16 protein-coding genes are annotated in these 19,732 nt (G+C 67.8%); 8 read left to right on the forward strand and 8 right to left on the reverse strand.

All coding sequences use genetic code 11. The features are described 5' to 3' along the window. Nucleotides 1-32: 32 nt before the first annotated feature. From acnA to KOF26_RS10065, 6 genes are all read right to left on the reverse strand, one after another. On the reverse strand, nt 33-2,717 hold the full coding sequence (gene acnA / locus KOF26_RS10040; RefSeq protein ID WP_216323955.1) for an aconitate hydratase AcnA: 2,685 nt from the start codon (nt 2,715-2,717) through the stop codon (nt 33-35). A 95-nt stretch (nt 2,718-2,812) separates the two neighbouring features. Further along, nucleotides 2,813-4,462: a M56 family metallopeptidase gene (locus KOF26_RS10045; RefSeq protein ID WP_216323958.1), complete on the reverse strand. Its 1,650-nt coding sequence runs from the start codon at nt 4,460-4,462 to the stop codon at nt 2,813-2,815. Continuing rightward, a complete protein-coding gene (locus KOF26_RS10050) occupies nt 4,459-4,830 on the reverse strand; it encodes a BlaI/MecI/CopY family transcriptional regulator (RefSeq protein WP_216323961.1) in 372 nt (123 codons plus the stop codon). The genes KOF26_RS10045 and KOF26_RS10050 overlap by 4 nt, the downstream gene beginning before the upstream one ends. 233 nt (nt 4,831-5,063) lie before the next feature. Continuing rightward, the gene (gene glcF / locus KOF26_RS10055; protein ID WP_216323964.1) at nt 5,064-6,341 is read right to left on the reverse strand and encodes a glycolate oxidase subunit GlcF; all 1,278 of its coding nucleotides are present in this window, start codon (nt 6,339-6,341) and stop codon (nt 5,064-5,066) included. Between the two features lie 5 nt (nt 6,342-6,346). Continuing rightward, nucleotides 6,347-7,555: a glycolate oxidase subunit GlcE gene (gene glcE, locus KOF26_RS10060; protein WP_216323967.1), complete on the reverse strand. Its 1,209-nt coding sequence runs from the start codon at nt 7,553-7,555 to the stop codon at nt 6,347-6,349. Between the two features lies 1 nt (nt 7,556). Further along, complete coding sequence (locus KOF26_RS10065) at nt 7,557-9,041, reverse strand: FAD-linked oxidase C-terminal domain-containing protein (protein ID WP_216323971.1); 1,485 nt, start codon at nt 9,039-9,041, stop codon at nt 7,557-7,559. Between the two features lie 325 nt (nt 9,042-9,366). Between KOF26_RS10065 and KOF26_RS10070 the strand changes: the two genes are divergently transcribed. Continuing rightward, nucleotides 9,367-10,071, forward strand: coding sequence for a GntR family transcriptional regulator (locus tag KOF26_RS10070; RefSeq protein ID WP_216323975.1), 705 nt, complete (start codon nt 9,367-9,369; stop codon nt 10,069-10,071). A gap of 101 nt (nt 10,072-10,172) precedes the next feature. Next, nucleotides 10,173-11,018 carry a fumarylacetoacetate hydrolase family protein gene (locus KOF26_RS10075; protein ID WP_216323978.1) on the forward strand — a complete coding sequence of 282 codons (846 nt, stop codon included), beginning with the start codon at nt 10,173-10,175 and terminating at the stop codon, nt 11,016-11,018. A 176-nt stretch (nt 11,019-11,194) separates the two neighbouring features. Here the strand turns inward: KOF26_RS10075 and KOF26_RS10080 are convergent, their stop codons facing one another. Both KOF26_RS10080 and KOF26_RS10085 read right to left on the reverse strand, forming a co-directional pair. Further along, entirely contained in the window at nt 11,195-11,935 is a 741-nt protein-coding gene (locus KOF26_RS10080) for an SDR family oxidoreductase (protein ID WP_216323981.1), read from the reverse strand. 32 nt (nt 11,936-11,967) lie between these two features. Beyond that, on the reverse strand, nt 11,968-12,813 hold the full coding sequence (locus tag KOF26_RS10085) for an SDR family NAD(P)-dependent oxidoreductase (protein ID WP_253201303.1): 846 nt from the start codon (nt 12,811-12,813) through the stop codon (nt 11,968-11,970). Between the two features lie 262 nt (nt 12,814-13,075). On the opposite strand from KOF26_RS10085, the gene KOF26_RS10090 reads away from it, so the two are divergent. From KOF26_RS10090 to KOF26_RS10115, 6 genes are all read left to right on the forward strand, one after another. Then, the gene (locus KOF26_RS10090; RefSeq protein ID WP_216323984.1) at nt 13,076-14,320 is read left to right on the forward strand and encodes an MFS transporter; all 1,245 of its coding nucleotides are present in this window, start codon (nt 13,076-13,078) and stop codon (nt 14,318-14,320) included. Nucleotides 14,321-14,383: 63 nt separating this feature from the next. Then, nucleotides 14,384-15,139: an SDR family NAD(P)-dependent oxidoreductase gene (locus KOF26_RS10095; RefSeq protein WP_216323987.1), complete on the forward strand. Its 756-nt coding sequence runs from the start codon at nt 14,384-14,386 to the stop codon at nt 15,137-15,139. A 97-nt stretch (nt 15,140-15,236) separates the two neighbouring features. After that, nucleotides 15,237-16,136, forward strand: a complete 900-nt coding sequence (locus tag KOF26_RS10100) for a ThuA domain-containing protein (RefSeq protein ID WP_216323990.1) — start codon at nt 15,237-15,239, stop codon at nt 16,134-16,136. A gap of 20 nt (nt 16,137-16,156) precedes the next feature. After that, a complete protein-coding gene (locus tag KOF26_RS10105; RefSeq protein ID WP_216323993.1) occupies nt 16,157-16,657 on the forward strand; it encodes an SRPBCC family protein in 501 nt (166 codons plus the stop codon). Nucleotides 16,658-16,725: 68 nt separating this feature from the next. Continuing rightward, nucleotides 16,726-18,279 (forward strand): PQQ-dependent sugar dehydrogenase, encoded by a 1,554-nt coding sequence (locus KOF26_RS10110; protein ID WP_216323996.1) that lies wholly within the window; start codon nt 16,726-16,728, stop codon nt 18,277-18,279. Nucleotides 18,280-18,308: 29 nt separating this feature from the next. Further along, entirely contained in the window at nt 18,309-19,397 is a 1,089-nt protein-coding gene (locus KOF26_RS10115) for a ComEC/Rec2 family competence protein (protein WP_216323999.1), read from the forward strand. Nucleotides 19,398-19,732: the final 335 nt, after the last annotated feature.

Genomic DNA, 19,732 nt, shown 5'->3' on the forward strand with positions numbered 1-19,732 from the left:
GATCCGGGCCTGCCGGATCCGGCGCCGGCGCCTCAGGCGGCGAGCTTGCGCAGCACGTAATGCAGGATGCCGCCGTTCAGGAAATATTCGAGCTCGTTGACGGTATCGATGCGGCAGCGCGTCTCGAACGTCTCCTCGCTGCCGTCGGCGCGCTTCAGGCGGACGCTCACCGTCTGGCGCGGGCGCAGGTCCGCGACATTGACGATGGTGAAGGTCTCGCTGCCGTCGAGCCTCAGGCTCTTGCGGTCGACGCCATCCGCGAACTGCAGCGGCAGCACACCCATGCCGACGAGATTCGAGCGGTGGATGCGCTCGAAGCTCTCGGCGATGACGGCGCGCACGCCGAGCAGGTTGGTCCCCTTGGCCGCCCAGTCGCGCGACGAGCCGGTGCCATATTCCTTGCCGGCGACGACGACGAGCGGCGTGCCGTCCGCCTTGTAGCGCATCGCCGCGTCATAGATCGCCATCACCTCGCCGGACGGGATGTACTTGGTCATGCCGCCTTCGATGCCGGGGATCATCTCGTTGCGGATGCGGATGTTGGCGAAGGTGCCGCGCATCATCACCTCGTGATGGCCGCGGCGCGCGCCATAGGAGTTGAAGTCCGCCCGGGTGACGCCATGGTCGAGCAGATATTTGCCGGCCGGGCTGTCCGCCTTGATCGAGCCGGCGGGCGAGATGTGGTCGGTGGTGATCGAGTCCGCGAAGATCGCCATCGGCCGCGCGTCGATGATGTCGGTGACGGCCTTGGGCGTCATCTCCATGCCCTCGAAATAGGGCGGGTTGGCGACATAGGTGGAGGACGGGTTCCAGCTATAGGTGTCGCCGCCCTCGATGGTGATGCCGCGCCACTTGCGATCGCCCTCGAACACGTTGGCGTAGCGGGTCCGGTACATCTCGCTGTCGATGAACGAGGTGATGACGTCGGTCACCTCGGTGTTGGTCGGCCAGATGTCCTTGAGGTAGACGGGCTTGCCGTCCGCGCTCTCGCCGATCGGCGTGGTGGTGATGTCCTCGCGCACCGTGCCCTTGAGGGCATAGGCGACGACCAGCGGCGGCGAGGCGAGGAAGTTCGCCCGCACGTCCGGGCTGACGCGGCCCTCGAAATTGCGGTTGCCGGACAGCACCGAGGCGGCGACGAGATCATTCTCGTTGATCGCCTTGCTGATCGGCGCCGGCAGCGGGCCGGAATTGCCGATGCAGGTGGTGCAGCCATAGCCGACCAGGTTGAAGCCAAGCGCGTCGAGATCGTCCTGCAGCTTGGACTTGGTGAGGTAATCCGTGACCACCTGGCTGCCGGGCGCGAGGCTGGTCTTCACCCAGGGCTTGGGCTTGAGGCCGAGGGCGTGCGCCTTGCGGGCGACGAGGCCGGCGGCGACCAGCACGTTCGGGTTGGAGGTGTTGGTGCAGCTGGTGATGGCGGCGATCACGACGTCGCCATGGCCGACCTGGAAATCCGCGCCGTCGACGGCGACGCGCTGGTCGCTCTCCCCGGTCTTCTTGTAACCGGTGGCCAGCTCATTGTTGAAATTGTCGTCGACATTGGTGAGCAGCACCCGGTCCTGCGGGCGCTTCGGGCCGGCGAGCGAGGGCTGCACGGTCGCCATGTCCAGCGCCAGCGTGTCGGTGAACACCGGATCGGCGGCGTTGGCGTCGCGCCACAGGCCCTGCGCCTTGGCATAAGCCTCGACCAGCTCGATCTGCCAATCCTCGCGGCCGGTGAGACGCATATAGTTGAGCGTCGCGGTGTCGATCGGGAAGAAGCCGCAGGTCGCGCCATATTCCGGCGCCATGTTGGCGATCGTCGCGCGATCGGCGAGGCTGAGCGCGTCGAGGCCGGGGCCGTAAAACTCCACGAAGCGGCCGACCACGCCCTTGGCGCGCAGCATCTGCGTCACCGTCAGCACCAGATCGGTGGCGGTGATGCCCTCGGCCAGCGTGCCGGTGAGCTTGAAGCCGACCACTTCCGGGATCAGCATCGACACCGGCTGACCGAGCATCGCCGCCTCAGCCTCGATGCCGCCGACGCCCCAGCCGAGCACGCCGAGGCCGTTCACCATCGTGGTATGGCTGTCGGTGCCGACCAGCGTGTCCGGATAGGCGATGGTGGCGCCGTCGGCGGCCACGGATGTCCAGATGCTCTGCGCCAGATTTTCGAGATTCACCTGATGGCAGATGCCGGTACCCGGCGGGACCACCTTGAAATTGTCGAGTGCCTTGGAGCCCCATTTCAGGAACTCGTAGCGCTCCATGTTGCGGGCATATTCGAGATCGACGTTCTCCTCGAACGCCTTGGGCGTGCCGAACTCGTCGACCATCACCGAATGGTCGATGACGAGGTGGACGGGCACCTGCGGATTGATCTTCTGGGCATCGCCGCCGAGGCGCGTGATCGCGTCGCGCATCGCGGCGAGATCGACGACGCAGGGCACGCCGGTGAAATCCTGCATCAGCACGCGCGCCGGGCGATACTGGATCTCCCGCTCCGACCGGCGCTCGGCGACCCAGGCCGCCATCGCCTTGAGATCATCCTGGGTGACGGTGACCCCGTCTTCGAAGCGGAGCAGATTCTCCAGCAGGACCTTCATCGAGAAAGGCAGGCGGGAGATGTCGCCGAGCGTCTCGGCCGCCTTGGGCAGCGAATAATATTCGACCGTCTTGCCGGCGACCTCGAGCTTGGTGCGAGTGTTCAGCGTGTCCTGTCCGACGGCGGTCATGGGCGGTCCCTTATGCAAGGCGATATTTCGGGGTGCCGATAGCAAGGGGGACTAGACGTGGAAAGGCCCGGAAACAGAGAGATCGCGCCCGCCGGTCAGAAATCGTTGATATGCAGCTCTGCCTCGGCGATCCCGGCCTTGGCCCGGATCAGGCCCCGGCGCACCTCGGCCCGGATCGCTTCCCGGTCCACGCAGCCGGCGGCGATCGCCTTGATCGCGGCGCGGTCGTCGACGATCGCGCTCGCCGCCCGGCGGCCATTGGGGCAATCCGCCTCCAGCGAGGCGCGGGTGGACCGCAGCGAGGCGCGAACGATCCCCGACGTATCGACATGCGCCGCCATCTCACGGGCCGCGCGCGCCGCCTCGAGCCCGGCGCGGCGAGCCTCGGCCGCGTCGGCCAGCGCCTCGCGCCGGGCGTCACGGGTCGCATAGGCGGCGTCGCGCTGCGCCTCGCGGGTTGCCCGGGCGGCTTCACGCGCTGCCTCGCGGGCGGCGCGCTCGGCGTCGCGGCGCGCCTCTTCGGCCTGGCGGCGGATTTCGCGGCCCTCATCCGAAGCCGGATCGATCGCGCGGCCGTCGACGATGATCGAGCGATCGGAGATCATGACATGGTGGTGGCCCTTGAACGATGCGGGCGGCGCCGGCGGCGCCGGCGGCGCTGGCGGCGTCACCCGCGGCGCGCCGGGCACCGGCGGCTGCGGCGGGACGGGCGGCAGCGGCGGGACGGGCATATCGGCAATCAGGTCGGTGGCGGCGGCGGCACCGGAAGCGGTAAGCGCCAACCCGCCGGCCGTGATGCCGACGCCGAGCAGCGCACCGGCGGCGAGGCGCAGCATGCTGCGCGACATCCGCGTCATCATCCGCAGGCGCTGCTTGAGCAGGCCGGCACTGTGCATGGCACAGGCGGCGGCCGGGAAGCGCGGCGCCACCGACTTGACGATCGCCTGGCCGTAATGGAAGCGCGCATCCTCCGGCTCGTCGGACAGCACCGTCTCATCGCAGGCCAGCTCCTGGTCGGCGCGAAACAGGCGATAGGCGCGGTGGGCGAGCGGGTTGAACCAGTGGAGCGACAGCAGCACGAGCGCGGCGGCGTTGGCGAACAGATCGCCGCGGCAGTGATGCGCGACCTCGTGCGCCAGCACCAGCCGGCGCTCGCGCGGGGCGTAGCGATCGGTGAAGTCGGCGGGCAGCAGGATCGCGCGATCGAGGAGACCGGTGGCGAGCGGGCCGGGCACCGCCGGCCCCGTCCAGATCGAGATGCCGCAATCGCGCCGCAGCAGCACCGCATCGGCCTTGATCCGGCGCAGGAAGCGGCGATGGGCGAGCATGTGCCAGCCGAGATGGAGCACCGCGCCGCCCAGCCACACGAACAACAGCAAGGCCGGCCAGTCGATGGCGTGCGGCGCCGCCTCGACCAGGGCGGGCGCGCCGGCGAGGCGCGCGGCGCCGGGCACGATCGTCGCCGCCGCCGCCGCCGGCGCGGCGATGGCAGGCGCGCTGTCGAGGCTGGCGACAACCATATGGGCCACTCCGCCCAGCTCCACATCGGGGCGCAGGCGCGCCGCGTCGAGCCCCGGCACGCGCGGCAGCATCATGCGCAGCAGCGGCAACGCCCATAGCGCATAGGCGATGCGCGCGCCGAACAGCCGCTGCGCCGTCCCGCGCAGCAGCAGGACGAAGAGGATCAGGAACGACGAGGCGATCAGCGCCTCGACCGCCCAGCTTTGCATGACCTCGGGGTTCATTTGCGCAGCTCCTTCAGCAGGGCTTCGATCTCGACGATGTCATCCGAAGTGAGTTCGCCCGATTCCGCGAGCTGGGCGACCAGCGGCGCGGCGCGGCCGCCGAACAGCCGGTCGACCAGCCGGCGCGATTCACCGCCGACATAATCCTCGCGCGATACGGCCGGGCGATAAAGATAGCGTCGGCCCTCCTCGTCGAACGACAGCGCGCCCTTGGCGACGAGGCGCGACAGCATCGTCTTGACGGTGCGCTCGCTCCACGCGCGTTCCGGCTCGACCCGCTCGGCGACTTCGGCGGCGGTGAGCGGCGACTCGCGCCACAACACTTCCATCACCACCGCTTCGCCTTCGCTGATCCGCTCTGCCGCCATGTCGACCTCACTTCCGATTACGCTCGTAGTCGTACATGACTACATGCGTAATCGCAAGCGGGTTTCAGCGGGTGAGGCCGGTGCGCCGGTGCCGCTCGTGGTGACGGGTTGTCGAGCCTGTCGGGCGGCACATCGGGAGGGGGCGCCCGCCAGCCCCGTCGATACCGGCCATCGACCAGCTCAACCCCCCGGGGGGCGCCCGGGTGGTGGAGGTCACGAACGGATGGGCTCTCTCAAACCCCGGCCGGGCGGGGCCCGCCGGTGGCCCAGTCGAGCAGCTCGACAGTATGGATCATCCGCGCGCCACCGCCCTCGAGATGAGTGATGCAGCCGATATTGCCGGTGGCGACGATCTCGGCGCCGGTCGCCGCGATGTTGCCGAGTTTGCGGGCGCGCAGCTGCTGGGAAAGCTCGGGCTGGAGGATGCTGTAGGTGCCGGCCGAGCCGCAGCAGATATGCCCCTCGCCGACCTCGCGCACGGCGAAGCCGGCGCGGGCCAGCAGCGCGCGCGGCTGGGTGCGGATCTGCTGGCCGTGCTGCATCGAGCATGCCGAATGATAGGCGACCGGCATGCCCGGCTCAATCACCGGCGGCAGCAGGTCGAGATCGGCGAGCACCTCGCTGATATCCCGGGCCAGTGCCGAGACCCGCGCCGCCCGCTCTGCCCATTCCGGATCGTCGCGGAACATGAAGCCATAGTCCTTGACGGTGGTGCCGCAGCCCGAGGCGGTGATGATGATCGCGTCCAGCCCGCGCGCCATCTCCGCCTCCCAGGCGGCGATATTGACCTTGGCGAGCGCGTGAGCGTCGGCGGACTTGCCCATATGGTGGGGCAAGGCGCCGCAGCAGCCGCCGCCGGACGCCACCACCACCTCGACTCCGTGCCGATTGAGCAGGCGCACCGCCGCATCGTCGATCGACGGCCGCAGCACCGGCTGCACACACCCGTAGAGCAGCGCCATGCGTGCCGTGCGGGCGCCCTCGGCCGCATAGGTGCCCGGCCCCGAGACGCGCCCGCGGGCCGGCAGCCTCGCCGGCGCCATCGTCAGCATGCCCTTGAGCCGGCCGGGCATCAGCGGTGCCAGCGGGCGGGCGAGACGCCCCAGCGCCGCCGCGACGCGGAACAGGGCGCGGTTGGGCAGCACCGTCGCGAGCAGGCTGCGCAGCATCCGTTCGGGCAGCGGCCGGGTATAATGGTCCTCGATATGCGCGCGGGCATGATCGACGAGATGCATATAGTTCACGCCCGACGGGCAGGTCGTCATGCAGCTCAGGCAGCTCAGGCAGCGATCGATATGCTTGACGGTCGACGGGGCCGGGGCGCCGCCCTGCTCCAGCATGTCCTTCATCAGATAGATGCGGCCGCGCGGGCTATCCAGCTCGTCGCCGAGCAGCAGATAGGTCGGGCAGGTGGCGGTGCAGAAACCGCAATGCACGCATTTGCGCAGCACCGCGTTCGACGAGGCGGTATCGGCGTCCTTGAGCTGGGCGTCGGTGAAACTCGTCTGCATGCCCGTCACACTTTCCCGTAAAATCGGCCGGGATTGAGGATGCGGTCCGGATCGAACCGCTCCTTCACCCGATCGCTGAGCGCGGCGAGGCCAGGCTCAAGCGGCTGGAACACCGGCTGGGCGCGGCGCACCGCCTCGGCCGCGCGAAACAGCGTCGCATGGCCGTCGCGCGAGACACCGGCCAGCGTCGTGCGTACCGCCGCGGCATGGCCGTCCTCTGCGGCCGGCAGGAACAGCCACACCAGGCCCCCGCCCCAATCATAAAAATGGCGCCCTCCCAGCCCTTCGGGAAGCGCCGCGACGAACGCCGCGCCTGCGCTGGGGGCGAGCGATACGCGCCAGATGACGTCTTCGGCACTGCCTTGCAGCGGATGGAGGTCGCCCACGTCACGCCACAGTCGGCGCGATTCCTCGCCGCCGATCAGCCTTGCCCGCGGCGCCACCTCGGTGAGCAGCGTTTGCAGCGACGCCGCCCGTCCGGCCACCGAAACCGGCACCCCTTCGAGGCGCAGCAAGGTCAGCGGGCCGTCGCCGAGGCCATCGGCCCCATAGGGCAGGTGCACAGCGCCGCTGACCGCCGCCGGGCTGCCCAGCGCCATCGCCAGCGCGCGGAGCGCCACCGCGTCGTCGAGCCCTTCGAGCGCCAGCGTCGCGACATCCGCAGGTGCCGGCAGCACCTTCACCGTCACCTCGCTCAGCACGCACAGCGTGCCGAGCGCGCCGGCGGCGAGCTTGGGCAGGTCGTAGCCAGTGACGTTCTTGATCACCTTGCCGCCGGCCGAGAAGAGGTGGCCGAAGCCGTTCACCGCCTCGAAGCCGAGGAAATGATCGCGCGCGCCTCCGGCCATCGGCCGGCGCGGGCCACCCAGGCCGACGGACAGCGCGCCGCCGAGCGTGCCCGCCCCGCCGGCGCCGCCCCATAGCGGCGCCTGATCCGTCGGCTCGAAGGCGAGGTGCTGGCCGCGACTGGCGAGCAGGCTGGCGATCTCGCGCATCGGAGTCCCCGGCCGCGCCGTCAGCACCAGCTCGGCAGGATCATAGTCGATCACGCCGGTAAGGCCGGACACGTCCAGCACCGCGTCGGCATCGACCGGCCGGCCATAACCGCGCCGCGTGCCGCCGGCGATCACCTCCAGCGTCGTGCCGTCGGCGCGCGCGCTGCGCACGGCGTCGACAAGCTGGCTGCTGTTCTCGGGAGCGAGGATGTTGGTCATTTCAGAAACGCGGCAGCTCCGGAAAACGCAGCGCGCCGCGATGGACGTGGATCTTGCCCATCTCGGCACAGCGGCAGAGCTCGGGAAAGACCTTGCCCGGGTTGAGCAGATTCTTCTCGTCAAAGGCGCATTTGAGGCGTGTCTGCTGCTCCAGATCGGCAGGGCCGAACTGTCGGTGCATCAGATCGCGTTTCTCGATGCCGACGCCATGCTCGCCGCTCAGCACGCCGCCCACCTCGACGCAGGTCTCCAGAATCTGGGCACCCACCGCCTCGGCCGCCTCGAGCTGGCCGGGGATGTTGCTGTCGTAGAGCACCATCGGGTGAAGGTTGCCGTCGCCGGCATGGAAGACATTGGCGACCTTCAGGCCATGGCGTCCGCCGATCTCGGTGATGCGGTTGAGCACCTCGCCCAGCGTGCGGCGCGGAATCGTCCCGTCGACGCAGTAATAATCGGGGGAGATACGGCCCACCGCCGGGAAGGCGGCCTTGCGCCCCGTCCAGAACAGCACGCGCTCCGCCTCGCTGGTCGACGCCTTGGCGTAGCTGGCGCCGGCGGCGAGCGCGATCGCCTCGACCTCGGCGATGAGGTGATCGACCTCCTCCGGCGTGCCGTCCAGTTCGGCGATCATCAGCGCCTCGACATCGAGCGGATAGCCGGCATGGACGAAATCCTCGGCGGCGTGAATCGCCGGCCGGTCCATGATCTCGAGCGCCGCCGGGATGATGCCCTCGCCGATGATCGACGCGACGCAATTGCCCGCCGCCTCCACCGTCGCGAAGCCGAGCAGCAGCGCGCGCTGCACCTGCGGACGCGGCAGGATGCGCACGGTCACCTCGGTAACGACGCCGAGCATCCCTTCCGATCCGCAGACCACGCCAAGCAGGTCATAGCCCGGCGTGTCCAGCCCGCGCCCGCCGAGCCGCACCACCGTGCCGTCGATCAGCACCATCTCCAGCCCGAGCAGATTGTTGCTGGTCATGCCATATTTCAGGCAGTGCACCCCGCCGGCATTCTCCGCGACATTGCCGCCGATCGAGCAGGCGATCTGGCTCGAGGGATCGGGCGCATAATAGAAGTCGCGATGCGCCACCGCGTTGGAGATTGCGAGGTTGGTGACGCCGGGCTGGACCACGGCGACGCGATCGTCATAATCGATCTCGAGGATGCGGTTGAACCGGCCCATGGCCATGACGATGCCGTCCGCCAGCGGCAACGCCCCGCCCGACAGGGAGGTGCCCGATCCGCGCGCCACCACCTTCACATCGCGCTCATGGCAATAGCGCAGGATGCGCGACACCTCCTCGACGGTGCGCGGCAGCACGACGGCAAGGGGCAGCTGCTGATAGGCGGTCAGCCCGTCGCAGGAATAGGCGGATAGCTCGGCCGGATCCTCGATCAGGCCATCGTCGATGAGCACGCGCAGGCCGGCGACGAACGCGTCGCGGCCTTCCATCACGGCCTTGTCGGGCACCGGCATCAACATCGCGGTCGCATCCAGTTCAACCGACCGACGCCGGCTCGTCCCAAGATTGGCCCCCAATTGACAGGGGTGCAACTGCACTTAGTATACAGGTCACGGCGGGAAGCCAAGGCGGATCGATGAGGATATCCGCGGATCGACGATGAGGGGTGCTTGGCGTGGCGGGCCGGGTCTCGGAATGAGACATGAAGCGGGACATCGCCCGTTCGCGCAATCAGAATTGTTGATGCTTTGAAGCCGTCCGTTATCCTAGTACGGCGGCTTCCGGCAGGATTTCCGGGGCAGGCACATTGGCCGAGGCGCACTTATGCAACCGTTGAACAGCTCGATGACCGCGCCCGTTTACGAGGAGGCGCCCGTCGTCGACAACACGCCGTCGACACTGCGCACCCATCTCGTCAAGGTGCTGCGTTCGCAGATCCTCGGCGGCAAATATCGCCCGGGCGATCGCCTCAACGAAAGCCAGATCGCACGGGAATTCAACATCAGCCGCATCCCCGTGCGCGAGGCATTGTCCCAGCTCCAGGAGCAGGGGTTGGTGATGAACCATGAGCGGCGCGGCATGTTCGTCGTCCAGCTCAGCAATGACGAGGTGCAGCAGATCAACAGCCTGCGCATGGTGCTGGAGGCCGAGGCGATGCGCCTCGCTCGCGCGCGCATGACGCCGGACGTGCTGGCGGAGCTCACCGCGCTGGTCGAGCAGATGGAGGCCTGGGAAGGCCCGCTGCTCGATGCCGCCGCGCTCGACCGCAAGTTCCACGCGGTGATCTGGCAGGCGTCGGGCAATCCCTATCTGGAGCGCACGCTGGTGCTGCTCACCACCTCGCTGTTCGCGCACAAGGCGCTGGAGCATGTCAGCAGCGAGATCCGCCGCTGGCGACTCAATCATCATCGCGAGCTGCTCGATTATGTGTCGGGCGGCCCGGGCGACCCGCAGATGGCGATGCTGACCCATCTGCGCATGGCCTATACCGAGCCGGAGCGCTTCTCCAGCCTCGCCGTTTCCGGCGCGCTGGGCGGGCTGGAATCCTAGTATCGGGGCGCGGGCGCGAACGGCGCCCGCCGGCCCCTCACGCGACGCGGCCGGCATCCCGCCGCGTCGCGACCCTGTTCACAGCATAAGGGAATTCGACGATGAAGCTGTTGCGTTACGGGCCCAAGGGCCAGGAGAAGCCGGGCCTGCTGGATGGCGAGGGCAAGATCCGCAGCCTCGCCGGCTCCATCGCCGACATCGACGGCGCGCTGCTCGCCACCGGCCTCGACGCGCTGAAGGGCCTCGACATCGCATCGCTGCCGGTCGTCGAGGACGGCGTGCGCATCGCCGAGCCGGTGGCCCGCGTCGGCAAGTTCATCTGCATCGGCCTTAACTACAGCGACCATGCCCACGAGGCTGGCATGCCGATCCCGAGCGAGCCGATCATCTTCACCAAGGCGACTTCGGCGATCATCGGCCCGAACGACGATGTCTACCTGCCGCCCAAGTCGGTGAAGTCGGACTGGGAAGTCGAGCTCGGCGTCGTCATCGGCAAGGAGGCGCGCTATGTCGAGCTCGACAATGCGCTGGATCACGTCGCCGGCCTGTGCGTCGTCAACGATCTGTCGGAGCGCGAATATCAGCTCGAGCGCGGCGGCCAGTGGGACAAGGGCAAGGGCTGCGACACGTTCGGCCCGTTCGGCCCCTATCTGGTGACGCTCGACGAGGCCGGGCAGCTCGACAATCTCGGCCTGTGGCTGGAAGTCAACGGCAAGCGCATGCAGACCGGCAACACCGCCAGCCTGATCTTCGACGTGCCCTATCTGGTGCACTATGTGAGCCAGTTCATGAGCCTTCAGCCGGGCGACGTGATCAGCACCGGCACGCCCCCGGGCGTCGGCATGGGCATGAAGCCGCCGGTGTTCCTGAACGAAGGCGACGTCATCACCCTCGGCATCGACGGGCTCGGCGAGCAGCGCCAGCAGGTCCATCGCACCAGCCTGTGACGATTGGCTGAAAGCAGAAGGGGCGGCTCCCGGTCCGGAGCCGCCCCTTCTTTTTTCGTCGTCACCCTGAACATGGGCTCAGGGCCCACGCCTCCGCGAATTGCGGGGATCGTGGCTTTGCGGATGCTGAAACGCGTTTGGCGTGGCGGAGTCCATGCGGGCAGGCGAACCCGCCCCTACAGGCTCATGCCGCCGTCGATGATGATGTTTGAGCCGGTCATGAAGCCGGCCTCGTCGGAGGCGAGGAGGACGGCGACCTCGGCGATCTCCTCCGGCGTGCCGATGCGGCCCATCGGCTGGCGGGCGATGAAGGCGGCACGGGCCGCGGCCTCGTCGCCCTGCGCGCGCATCCGCTCGCCGAGCGAGGGGCTGTCGACCGTGCCGGGGCTGATCGCGTTGCAGCGTATGCCGTCGCCGATGTAATCGCGCGCCACCGACATGGTCAGCCCGATCACCGCCGCCTTGCTGGTGCCGTAGGCGAAGCGATTCGGCGCCGCCATCACCGAGGATACGACGGACGCGATGTTGACGATCGCCCCGTCGCGCCGCTCGCGCATCGCCGGCAGGAAGGCGCGGATGGTATGGGTCATCGACATGACGTTGATCAGGAAGCTGCGCTCCAGATCGGCCGGATCGCCGTCGAGGATCGCGCCATTGGCCACCCAGCCGGCGCAATTGACCAGCACGTTGACGTCCGGATTGTCGGCGGCGACCGCCTGGATGGCGGCGGCGTCGGTGACGTCCATGCGCGCCGTCTTCACGCCGCGCGGGCCGAACACCGCGTCGAGCCGATCCTGCTGCAGGTCGGTGCCGATCACCGTCGCGCCCTCGCGCAGGAAGGCTTCGGCGACGGCGAGGCCAATGCCCTGCGCCGCGCCCGTGATCAGGCACGTCTTGTTGCTCAGTCTGTTCGCCATGGGGGGTCTTTCCTGAAAATCTTGCGCCGCGATCAGGCCGCGTAAAGGCCGATGCCGCCGTCGATACGGATCACCTGGCCGCTGACGAAGCTGCTCTGCGGCGAGGCGAGGAAGCCGACCACGCCGGCGATCTCCGAGGGGTTGGCATAGCGATCCAGCGACGGGCCATCGAGCATCATCTTCGGATCGGTCTGCCGCGTGGCGAGGAAGCGCGCGGTCTTGGTCGGGCCGGGGCTGACGACGTTGACGCGCACGCCCGCCGGCCGCATCTCCAGCGCCAGGCAGCGCGTGTAATGCACGATCGCCGCCTTGGAGCAGCCATAGACGACCTCGGGCGACACGCCCTGATGGCCGTTGAGCGAGCCGAAATTGACGATCGAGCCCTTCTGGCGCTCGGCCATGCCCGGCGCCACCGCGCGGCACATCAGCATCGTGCCGATGAAGTTGCGCTGGATGACGGCGAGAGCGTCCTCGAGGCTGATGTCGAGCGCGCCATTGGGGCTGGGCTTGGTGCCGTGGGCACCGATGTCGCCACCGGCGACGTTGATCAGGATCGAGATCGGGCCGAGATCGGCTTCCACCTTGGCGACCATCGCCGCCACCGCCGCTTCCTGGCTGATGTCGCCGGTCACCGCCGTGGTGCGCGGGCCGCTGCCGGCGAGGCGCGTCGCCACCGCGTCGAGATTGGCGTCCTCGCCATATTGGGCGGGCGCTTCCTGGCTGATGTCATGAATGGCGACGTCGGCGCCCATCGCGATCAGCCGCTCCGCGATCGTACGGCCCAGTCCGCGGCCCGAACCTGTCACGAGCGCGACGGATCCCGAGAGGCTGCCCGCCATGTCCACGGCCTGGGCGGCCGCGATGTCTCGCTCGATCATCCCTACCCCTTTGAATACAGCGAATCACCGGCCGATTATGGCTTTCTCTCTCAGCCTGACCGGGTCTCCAGTGCCATTCCCATGCCCCGCCCCGCGCGGATTGACAAGCTTCATTGCATATTTAGTATACAGATCGAATGTGGCAAAGGCCGTCCCCGGCGGACGTTTTGTCGCGCCCGGCCGGGCAAACCGGCGGTATACGGGGAGACCCTTGGATGAAACACTGCCTAATGTGCCACATGCTGGCCGTCGAGGGCGCGGCATGAGGCCGACGCGGGTTCGTTACGGGGTTGTCGGCTTCGCGCTGACGCTTGCCATTCTCGCCTATATCCAGCGCGTCGCCATCTCGCAGGCGGCCGGCCCGATCTCGGCCGATCTCGGCCTGGACAAGCAGCAGATGGGCCTGGTGCTCGGCGCCTTCGGCCTTTCCTACGCGCTGTTCGAGATCCCGATGGGCCTGCTCGGCGACAAGCTGGGCGTGCGGCGGGTGCTGACCCAGATCGTCCTGCTGTGGTCCTTCTTCACGGCGCTGACCGGTGCGGCGTGGAGCCTCACCTCGATGTGGATCATCCGCTTCCTGTTCGGCGCGGGCGAAGCGGGCTGTTTCCCGAACCTCACCCGCATGCTCAGCCAGTGGCTGCCGCGCAGCGAACGAATCCGCGCGCAGGCGCTGATGTGGGCGTTCACGCGCTGGGGCGGCGCGGTGACGCCGCCGCTGGTGCTGGTCGGCATCAACCTGTTCGGCTGGCGCTGGAGCTTCGTCGCCTTCGCGATGCTCGGCGTGGTGTGGGCGGTGTTCTTCCTCGCCTTCTTCAAGGAGAATCCGGCCGACCACCCGAAGGTCAACGCCGCCGAGCTGGAGCTGCTCAAGGACTCGCAGGCGCTCGTCAGCCATCACGAGGGCGGGTGGACGCGGATCCTGCTGCAACCGCAGGTGTTCCTGCTGATCGCGCAATATTTCTGCTGGTCCTACGTCTGGTATTTTTTCGTGACGTGGATGCCGACCTTCCTCGCCGAGGAATATCAGCAGTCCCCCGCCGCCGTCGCCGGCCTCGCCGTGCTGCCGCTGTTCCTCGGCGGTCTCGGCTCGCTGATCAGCGGCGCGCTGCCGAGCTGGGTGCCGCGCCGTCGCGTGGCCCTGTTCGCGTTCATCGCGCTTGCCGCGCTGATGTTCGCCGTCACCCAGGTCCACAATGTCGGCATCGTCATCATGCTGCTGGCGCTGGGCAGCTTCTCGGGCGACCTCACCACGCCGATCTCGTGGAACAGCTGCGTCGAGATCGGCAAGCGCTACACCGCCACCGTCGCCGCAGCGATGAACATGTTCGCCAATTTCTCGGGCTTCGTCGCCCCGGTGGTCGGCGGCATCATCCTGCAGCGCACCGGCAATAACTGGAACCTGATGCTTTACATGATGGTGGGCGTGGCATCGGTCGGCGCGGTGTGCTGGCTGTTCCTCGATCCGACCGGCGAGCGCGAGGCGCTGCCGGCCCGCACCCCCGCCTAAGGTCTATGGACGCCGGCCGGGCAAAACCCGGTATCGGCAATCGCAATATAAGGGATATCGAGCGTGAAGATTGATCTGACGGGCAAGACGGCAGTGATCGTGGGCGCCAGCGGCGGCCTCGGCGAGGCGATGGCCCACACCCTGTCCGAGGCGGGCGCCGAAATCGCGCTGGTAGCGCGCAATGCCCAGAAGCTGGAGACGCTGGCGACAGCGCTCACCGCCAAGGGCGGCACCGCGGACATCTTCACCGCCGACCTTACCAGCGAGGAGGATGTGGCGAAGCTGAAGGAGGCGGTGAACGCCCGCTTCCGCGCGCCGCAGATCCTCATCAACAGCGCCGGCACCAACATCCGCAAGAACCTCGTCGATTTCACGCTCGAGGAGTTCCGCAGCGTCATCGATTCCAGCCTGATCAGCACTTTCCTCGCCTGCCGCGCCTTCGTGCCGGGCATGATGGGCACGGGCTATGGCCGGATCATCAACCTTGCCTCGATCATGGCGCATATCTCGCTGCCCGGGCGCACGGCCTATTCCTCGTCAAAGGCGGCGCTGCTCGGCCTGACCCGCGCGCTGGCGCTGGAGCTCGCCGCCGAGGGCATCACCGTCAACGCGATGAGCCCGGGGCCGTTCGGCACCGAGCTGAACGCGCCGGTGATGAACGATCCGGTGGCCAACCAGCAATTCCTGGCCAGCCTGCCGGTCGGCCGCTGGGGCAAGGTGGAGGAGATCGGCGCGCTCGCCTGCTACCTCTGCTCGGACCTCGCCGGCTTCGTCACCGGCACCGACATCATGATCGACGGCGGCTGGACGGTACGCTGACCGAATTTGCCTGGGGCCGCCCCGCGGGGTGACGGGCGGCCGCGGGGGGATGCGCCGGACAGGCGCCAAGCATTGGTGGGATTGGAGAGAGATCATCATGAAGAGCATGAAGCATTGGATGCCGGCCGTGGCGCTCGCCGCGGCTTCCCTGGCACTCGCGTCGCCGTCGTCGGCGCAGGTCGATGCCAATGGCGTGCCGACGGGCACGCAGAAGCCGCGCATTCCGGGCCAGAACCTGAACGGCATGCACATCTATCTGCGCGCCGGCCTGAAGACCCACAATGCCGGCCAGCATGATTATCCGCAATTCCTCGCCGACTGGAGCAAGCTGCTCACCCAGCACGGCGCGGTCGTCGACGGCTCCCTCCACCAGCCGCTGGCCGACGAACTGGCCAAGACCGACGTGATGATCGTCTACAAGGGCGACATGGGCTTCCTGACGCCCGAAGAGAGGGCGGCACTCAACGCCTACGTGAAGCGCGGCGGCGGCATCGTCATCCTGCACGACGCGATGTGCGGTCCGGATCCGGTCGAGATGGCGGGCTGGGTCGGCGCCGGCAAGAAGCATGGCGAGGTCAATTACACCCTTGATTCCAACGTCCCCTACACGGTCGTCGACAAGGCCTCGCCGATCATGAAGGGCGTCGACAATCTCGTCCTCAACCCCGAGGAAGCCTTCTACAAGATGACCTGGGCCGAGAACCCCAAGATTCACGTCCTCGCCACCACCGTGATCGACGATACCCCCGCCGCGCGCCAGGGCGGCGGCGTCGGCCAGACCGTGCCGCAGATCTGGACTTATGAGCACACCGTCGCGGGCGGCCAGCCGGCCCGCGCCTTCGTGTTCATGCAGGGCCATACCTATGCCAGCTTCTCCAACCCGCAGGTCCGCGACATGCTGCTGCGTGGCATCTCCTGGGCGGCGAAGCATCCGGTTGACGAGCTGGTCGATTACAAGCAGCCGCCCGCCCCGGCGCGCGCGCCGCGCGCGAACTGACCGGACAGGGAGGAGCAGCCGTGCCGCGTCCCCGTCGCCTCCGCCTGTGCGCCGCCATCGGCCTTTCGGCCATGGCGGCGGGCAGCGCCCACGCCGCCGACTATGTGATGATCCGCAACGAAGTGGTGGTGCAGAAATCCGCCGATGCGACGTGGAAGCGCATCGGCGACTATTGCGCCATTTCCGAATGGATGAAGGTGTCGTGCGACTACGCCTCGGGCAACGGCGACGTCGGCACGGTGCGGCGCCTGATGAACGGCGCCACATGGGAGGCGATGGTGGCGCGGACCGCCCATTCCTACACCTATTGGCAGACGCAGGGGAATCTGGCGGGCGCGGGCTATCACGGCACGCTCGCCGCCGAGCCGGACGGCCCCGGCCGCACCCGGCTGTCCTACACCCTGTTCTACGATCAGGCGGCAATGCCCTCCGACGCGGTGCGCGCTTCGGAGCATGAGCGGCTGACCAAGCGCTTCGCCGGCCTGCTCGACGTCATGAAGGGCCTGGCCGAGGCGAAATAGCCGGCCGGGCTCCGCCGGGCGGAGGCGATATTGTCCGCCATTGACCCCCAGTTGATGGAACGTACGCGATGAACCGGCTCGCCCTTTCGACCCTGTCCGCCACCGCCGCCCTGGCGCTGGCGGTCCTCGCCCCGGGTATCGCCGGATCGCAGGGCACACAGCCGGCCGCGGCGCCGCGGCCCGGCGGCTTCAATCCCAACCGCTTCGCCGCCGAGACCTATGACAATGTCTGCGCGGGCTGCCATGGCAAGGATCTCGCCGGCGGCGGCCGGGGGCCGAGCCTGTTCGACCTCCGCCTTCTCTCGCAGCGTACCGACCAGCAGCTCCACGACACCATCGCCAACGGCATCCAGGGCGCCGAGATGCCGGCGTTCAAGGACAGTTACGACGATACGCAGATCTGGCAGATCATCGCCTATCTGCGCACCCATGCCGAGGATCTGAAGGGCAAGCCGGTCTTCGTCCCCAATCCCGACAACCAGCTCGTCAGGACCGAGAAGCAGACCTTCCGCACCCATGTCGTGACCAGCGGCATCGAAACGCCGTGGGCGATGGCGTTCCTTCCCGACGGCCGCAAGCTGGTGACCGAGCGACCGGGGCGGCTGCGCATCATCGACAAGGCCGGCAAGCTGCTGCCCGATGCGGTGAAGGGCACGCCGCTGGTCGAGGCCAATCAGGACGGCGGCATGCTCGATGTCGCGATTCATCCCGATTATGCCCGGAATGGCTGGGTCTATCTGTCCTACACCGAGCTTAAGCCCGGCTTCGTCAAGCCGGCGACGCCGGCGGTCGGGCCGAACGGCCGGCCGATCTTCCCGCCGACGATGACGGTGATGGTGCGCGGGCGCATCAACGCCCGCAACGAGTGGGTCGACAATCAGGTGATCTTCCGCGCGCCCGCCGATCTCTACACGGTGCGCGGCGAGCATTACGGGTCGCGCTTCCTGTTCGACGGGAAGGGCCATGTGTTCTTCTCGATCGGCGAGCGCGGCGACATGACCAACGCCCAGCGGCTGGATACGCCGCTCGGCAAGATTCACCGCGTCAATGACGACGGCTCGATTCCGGCGGACAACCCCTTCGTCAACACGCCCGGCGCCGTGAAATCGATCTGGAGCTACGGCCACCGCAACCCGGAGGGCCTCGCCTGGGACCCGGCGACCGGCCTGCTGTGGGAAAGCGAGCACGGACCGACCGGCGGCGATGAGATCAACATCATCGAGAAGGGCAGGAATTACGGCTGGGGCGCCATTTCCATGGGAATCCAGCCCGGCATCACCAAGCGCGAGGCGCCCGGCATGGAACAGCCGATCGTCTATTACACACCGACGATCGCGCCGAGCGGCATCGGCTTCTATGCCGGCAATCATTATCCGGGCTGGAAGAACAATCTGTTCGTCGCGGGCCTCGCCGGCCAGCAGCTCCGTCGGCTCGAGATCAACGGCAGGCAGGTGACGCATCAGGAGGTGGTCTTTGCCCAGTTCGGACGGACCCGCGCGGTCTATACCGGGCCGGACGGGCTGCTCTACATCCTGTTGCAGAACCCAACGGGTGGCGGCACGGGCATATCGCTCTCCGCCTCGACACCGGGCATGGTCATCCGGCTGGACCCGGTAAAATAGGAAGCAAAGACATGAGGATGCGGAGACTATTGAGCGCAACGGCGGGCCTCGTTGCAATGCTGGCCAGCACGACGGCGCCGGCCGCCGCCCCCGCCGGAGCGCCGCTGCGCATCATCCCCGTGGACGTCGACGGCGGCACCGCCGTGCTCTATGTGACGCCGCAGGGCCATTCGCTGCTCATCGACGCGGGCTGGCCCTCCGGCATGGGTGGCCGCGCGACGCCGGGATCACCGCCGCCGCCGAGCAGCGCCGAGCGCATCGTCAAGGCGGCCAAGGAGGCCGGGCTCAGCCGCATCGATTATCTTCTCGTCACCCATTACCACGTCGATCATGTCGGCGGCGTGCCGGACCTGATCGGCATGTTCCCGGTCGACAACATCATCGATCACGGCCCCAATCGCGAGGGGGCCTCGCCCGATCTCAACGAGCGCCAGCTGAGCTACGCGCCGGCGACCATCTACCCGAAATATCTGGCGGCGATCGCGGGCAAGCCGCATCGCGTGATGAAGCCGGGCGATACGCTGCGCATCGACGATCTCGTCATCACCGCGGTCGACAGCGACCGCGAGATCCTGTCGAAGCCGTTGCCGGGCGGCGGCAAGCCCGGCTGGAACTGCGCCGCGCAGACCGTCGACACCCGCTTCGTCGAGGAGGAGAACCCGCGCTCGCTCGGCATCGTCGCCACCTGGGGCAAGGCGCGCATCCTCTCGCTCGCCGACACCGCCTGGGAGATCGAGAACAAGCTTGTCTGCCCGATCGACCTGATCGGCCCTGTCGACCTGATGTTCGCGGACAATCACGGCACCGACAACAGCGGCAGCCCCCAGCTCACCAACACGGTGAAGCCGAGCGTGATCATATTCGGCAACGGTGCCACCAAGGGCGGCGCCGGCATCAGCCTGGAACGGGCGATGGCCTCGCCGCGCATCAAGGGCATGTGGCAGCTCCACTACGCCACCCGCTCACCCGACAAGAACGCGCCGGCCGACCAGATCGCCAACCTTGCCGACGGACCGGACGCCTTTCATCCGCTCCACATCGCCGTCGACAAGAGCGGAGCGATCACCGTCACCAACCCGCGCAACAATTTTTCGAAGACCTATCCCAAGGCCAATTGAGCCGGACCGCCGCGGCGGGATCAAGCGGGCGCCGGGATCACTCCCGGCGCCCGTTTTTTATACCCGTTTGCGTGGCGCCCCCCGGGGACCCGACTCATGCATTGAAGCGTGTCATGTCTTTCATCATATATTGACATGATCTGAATACAATCTACAGGTCGGGACGGTGTTGGACGTGGAAGGCGCGTACGGGCGATCCGTCGGTCCGCCTGCCGACCCGTCCCCTTGTCCGCGTAAAAAATAACGAGCCGCCAATCGGCACAGTGCTCGGAGCAACGGAGGAGAGGGCAATGCAAATCCGGAATCCGGCGCCCGCCTAGCCGCGCCGTGTGCGC

The sequence above is a fragment of the Sphingomonas quercus genome, assembly GCF_018863195.1.
Taxonomy (GTDB): domain Bacteria; phylum Pseudomonadota; class Alphaproteobacteria; order Sphingomonadales; family Sphingomonadaceae; genus Solisphingomonas; species Solisphingomonas quercus.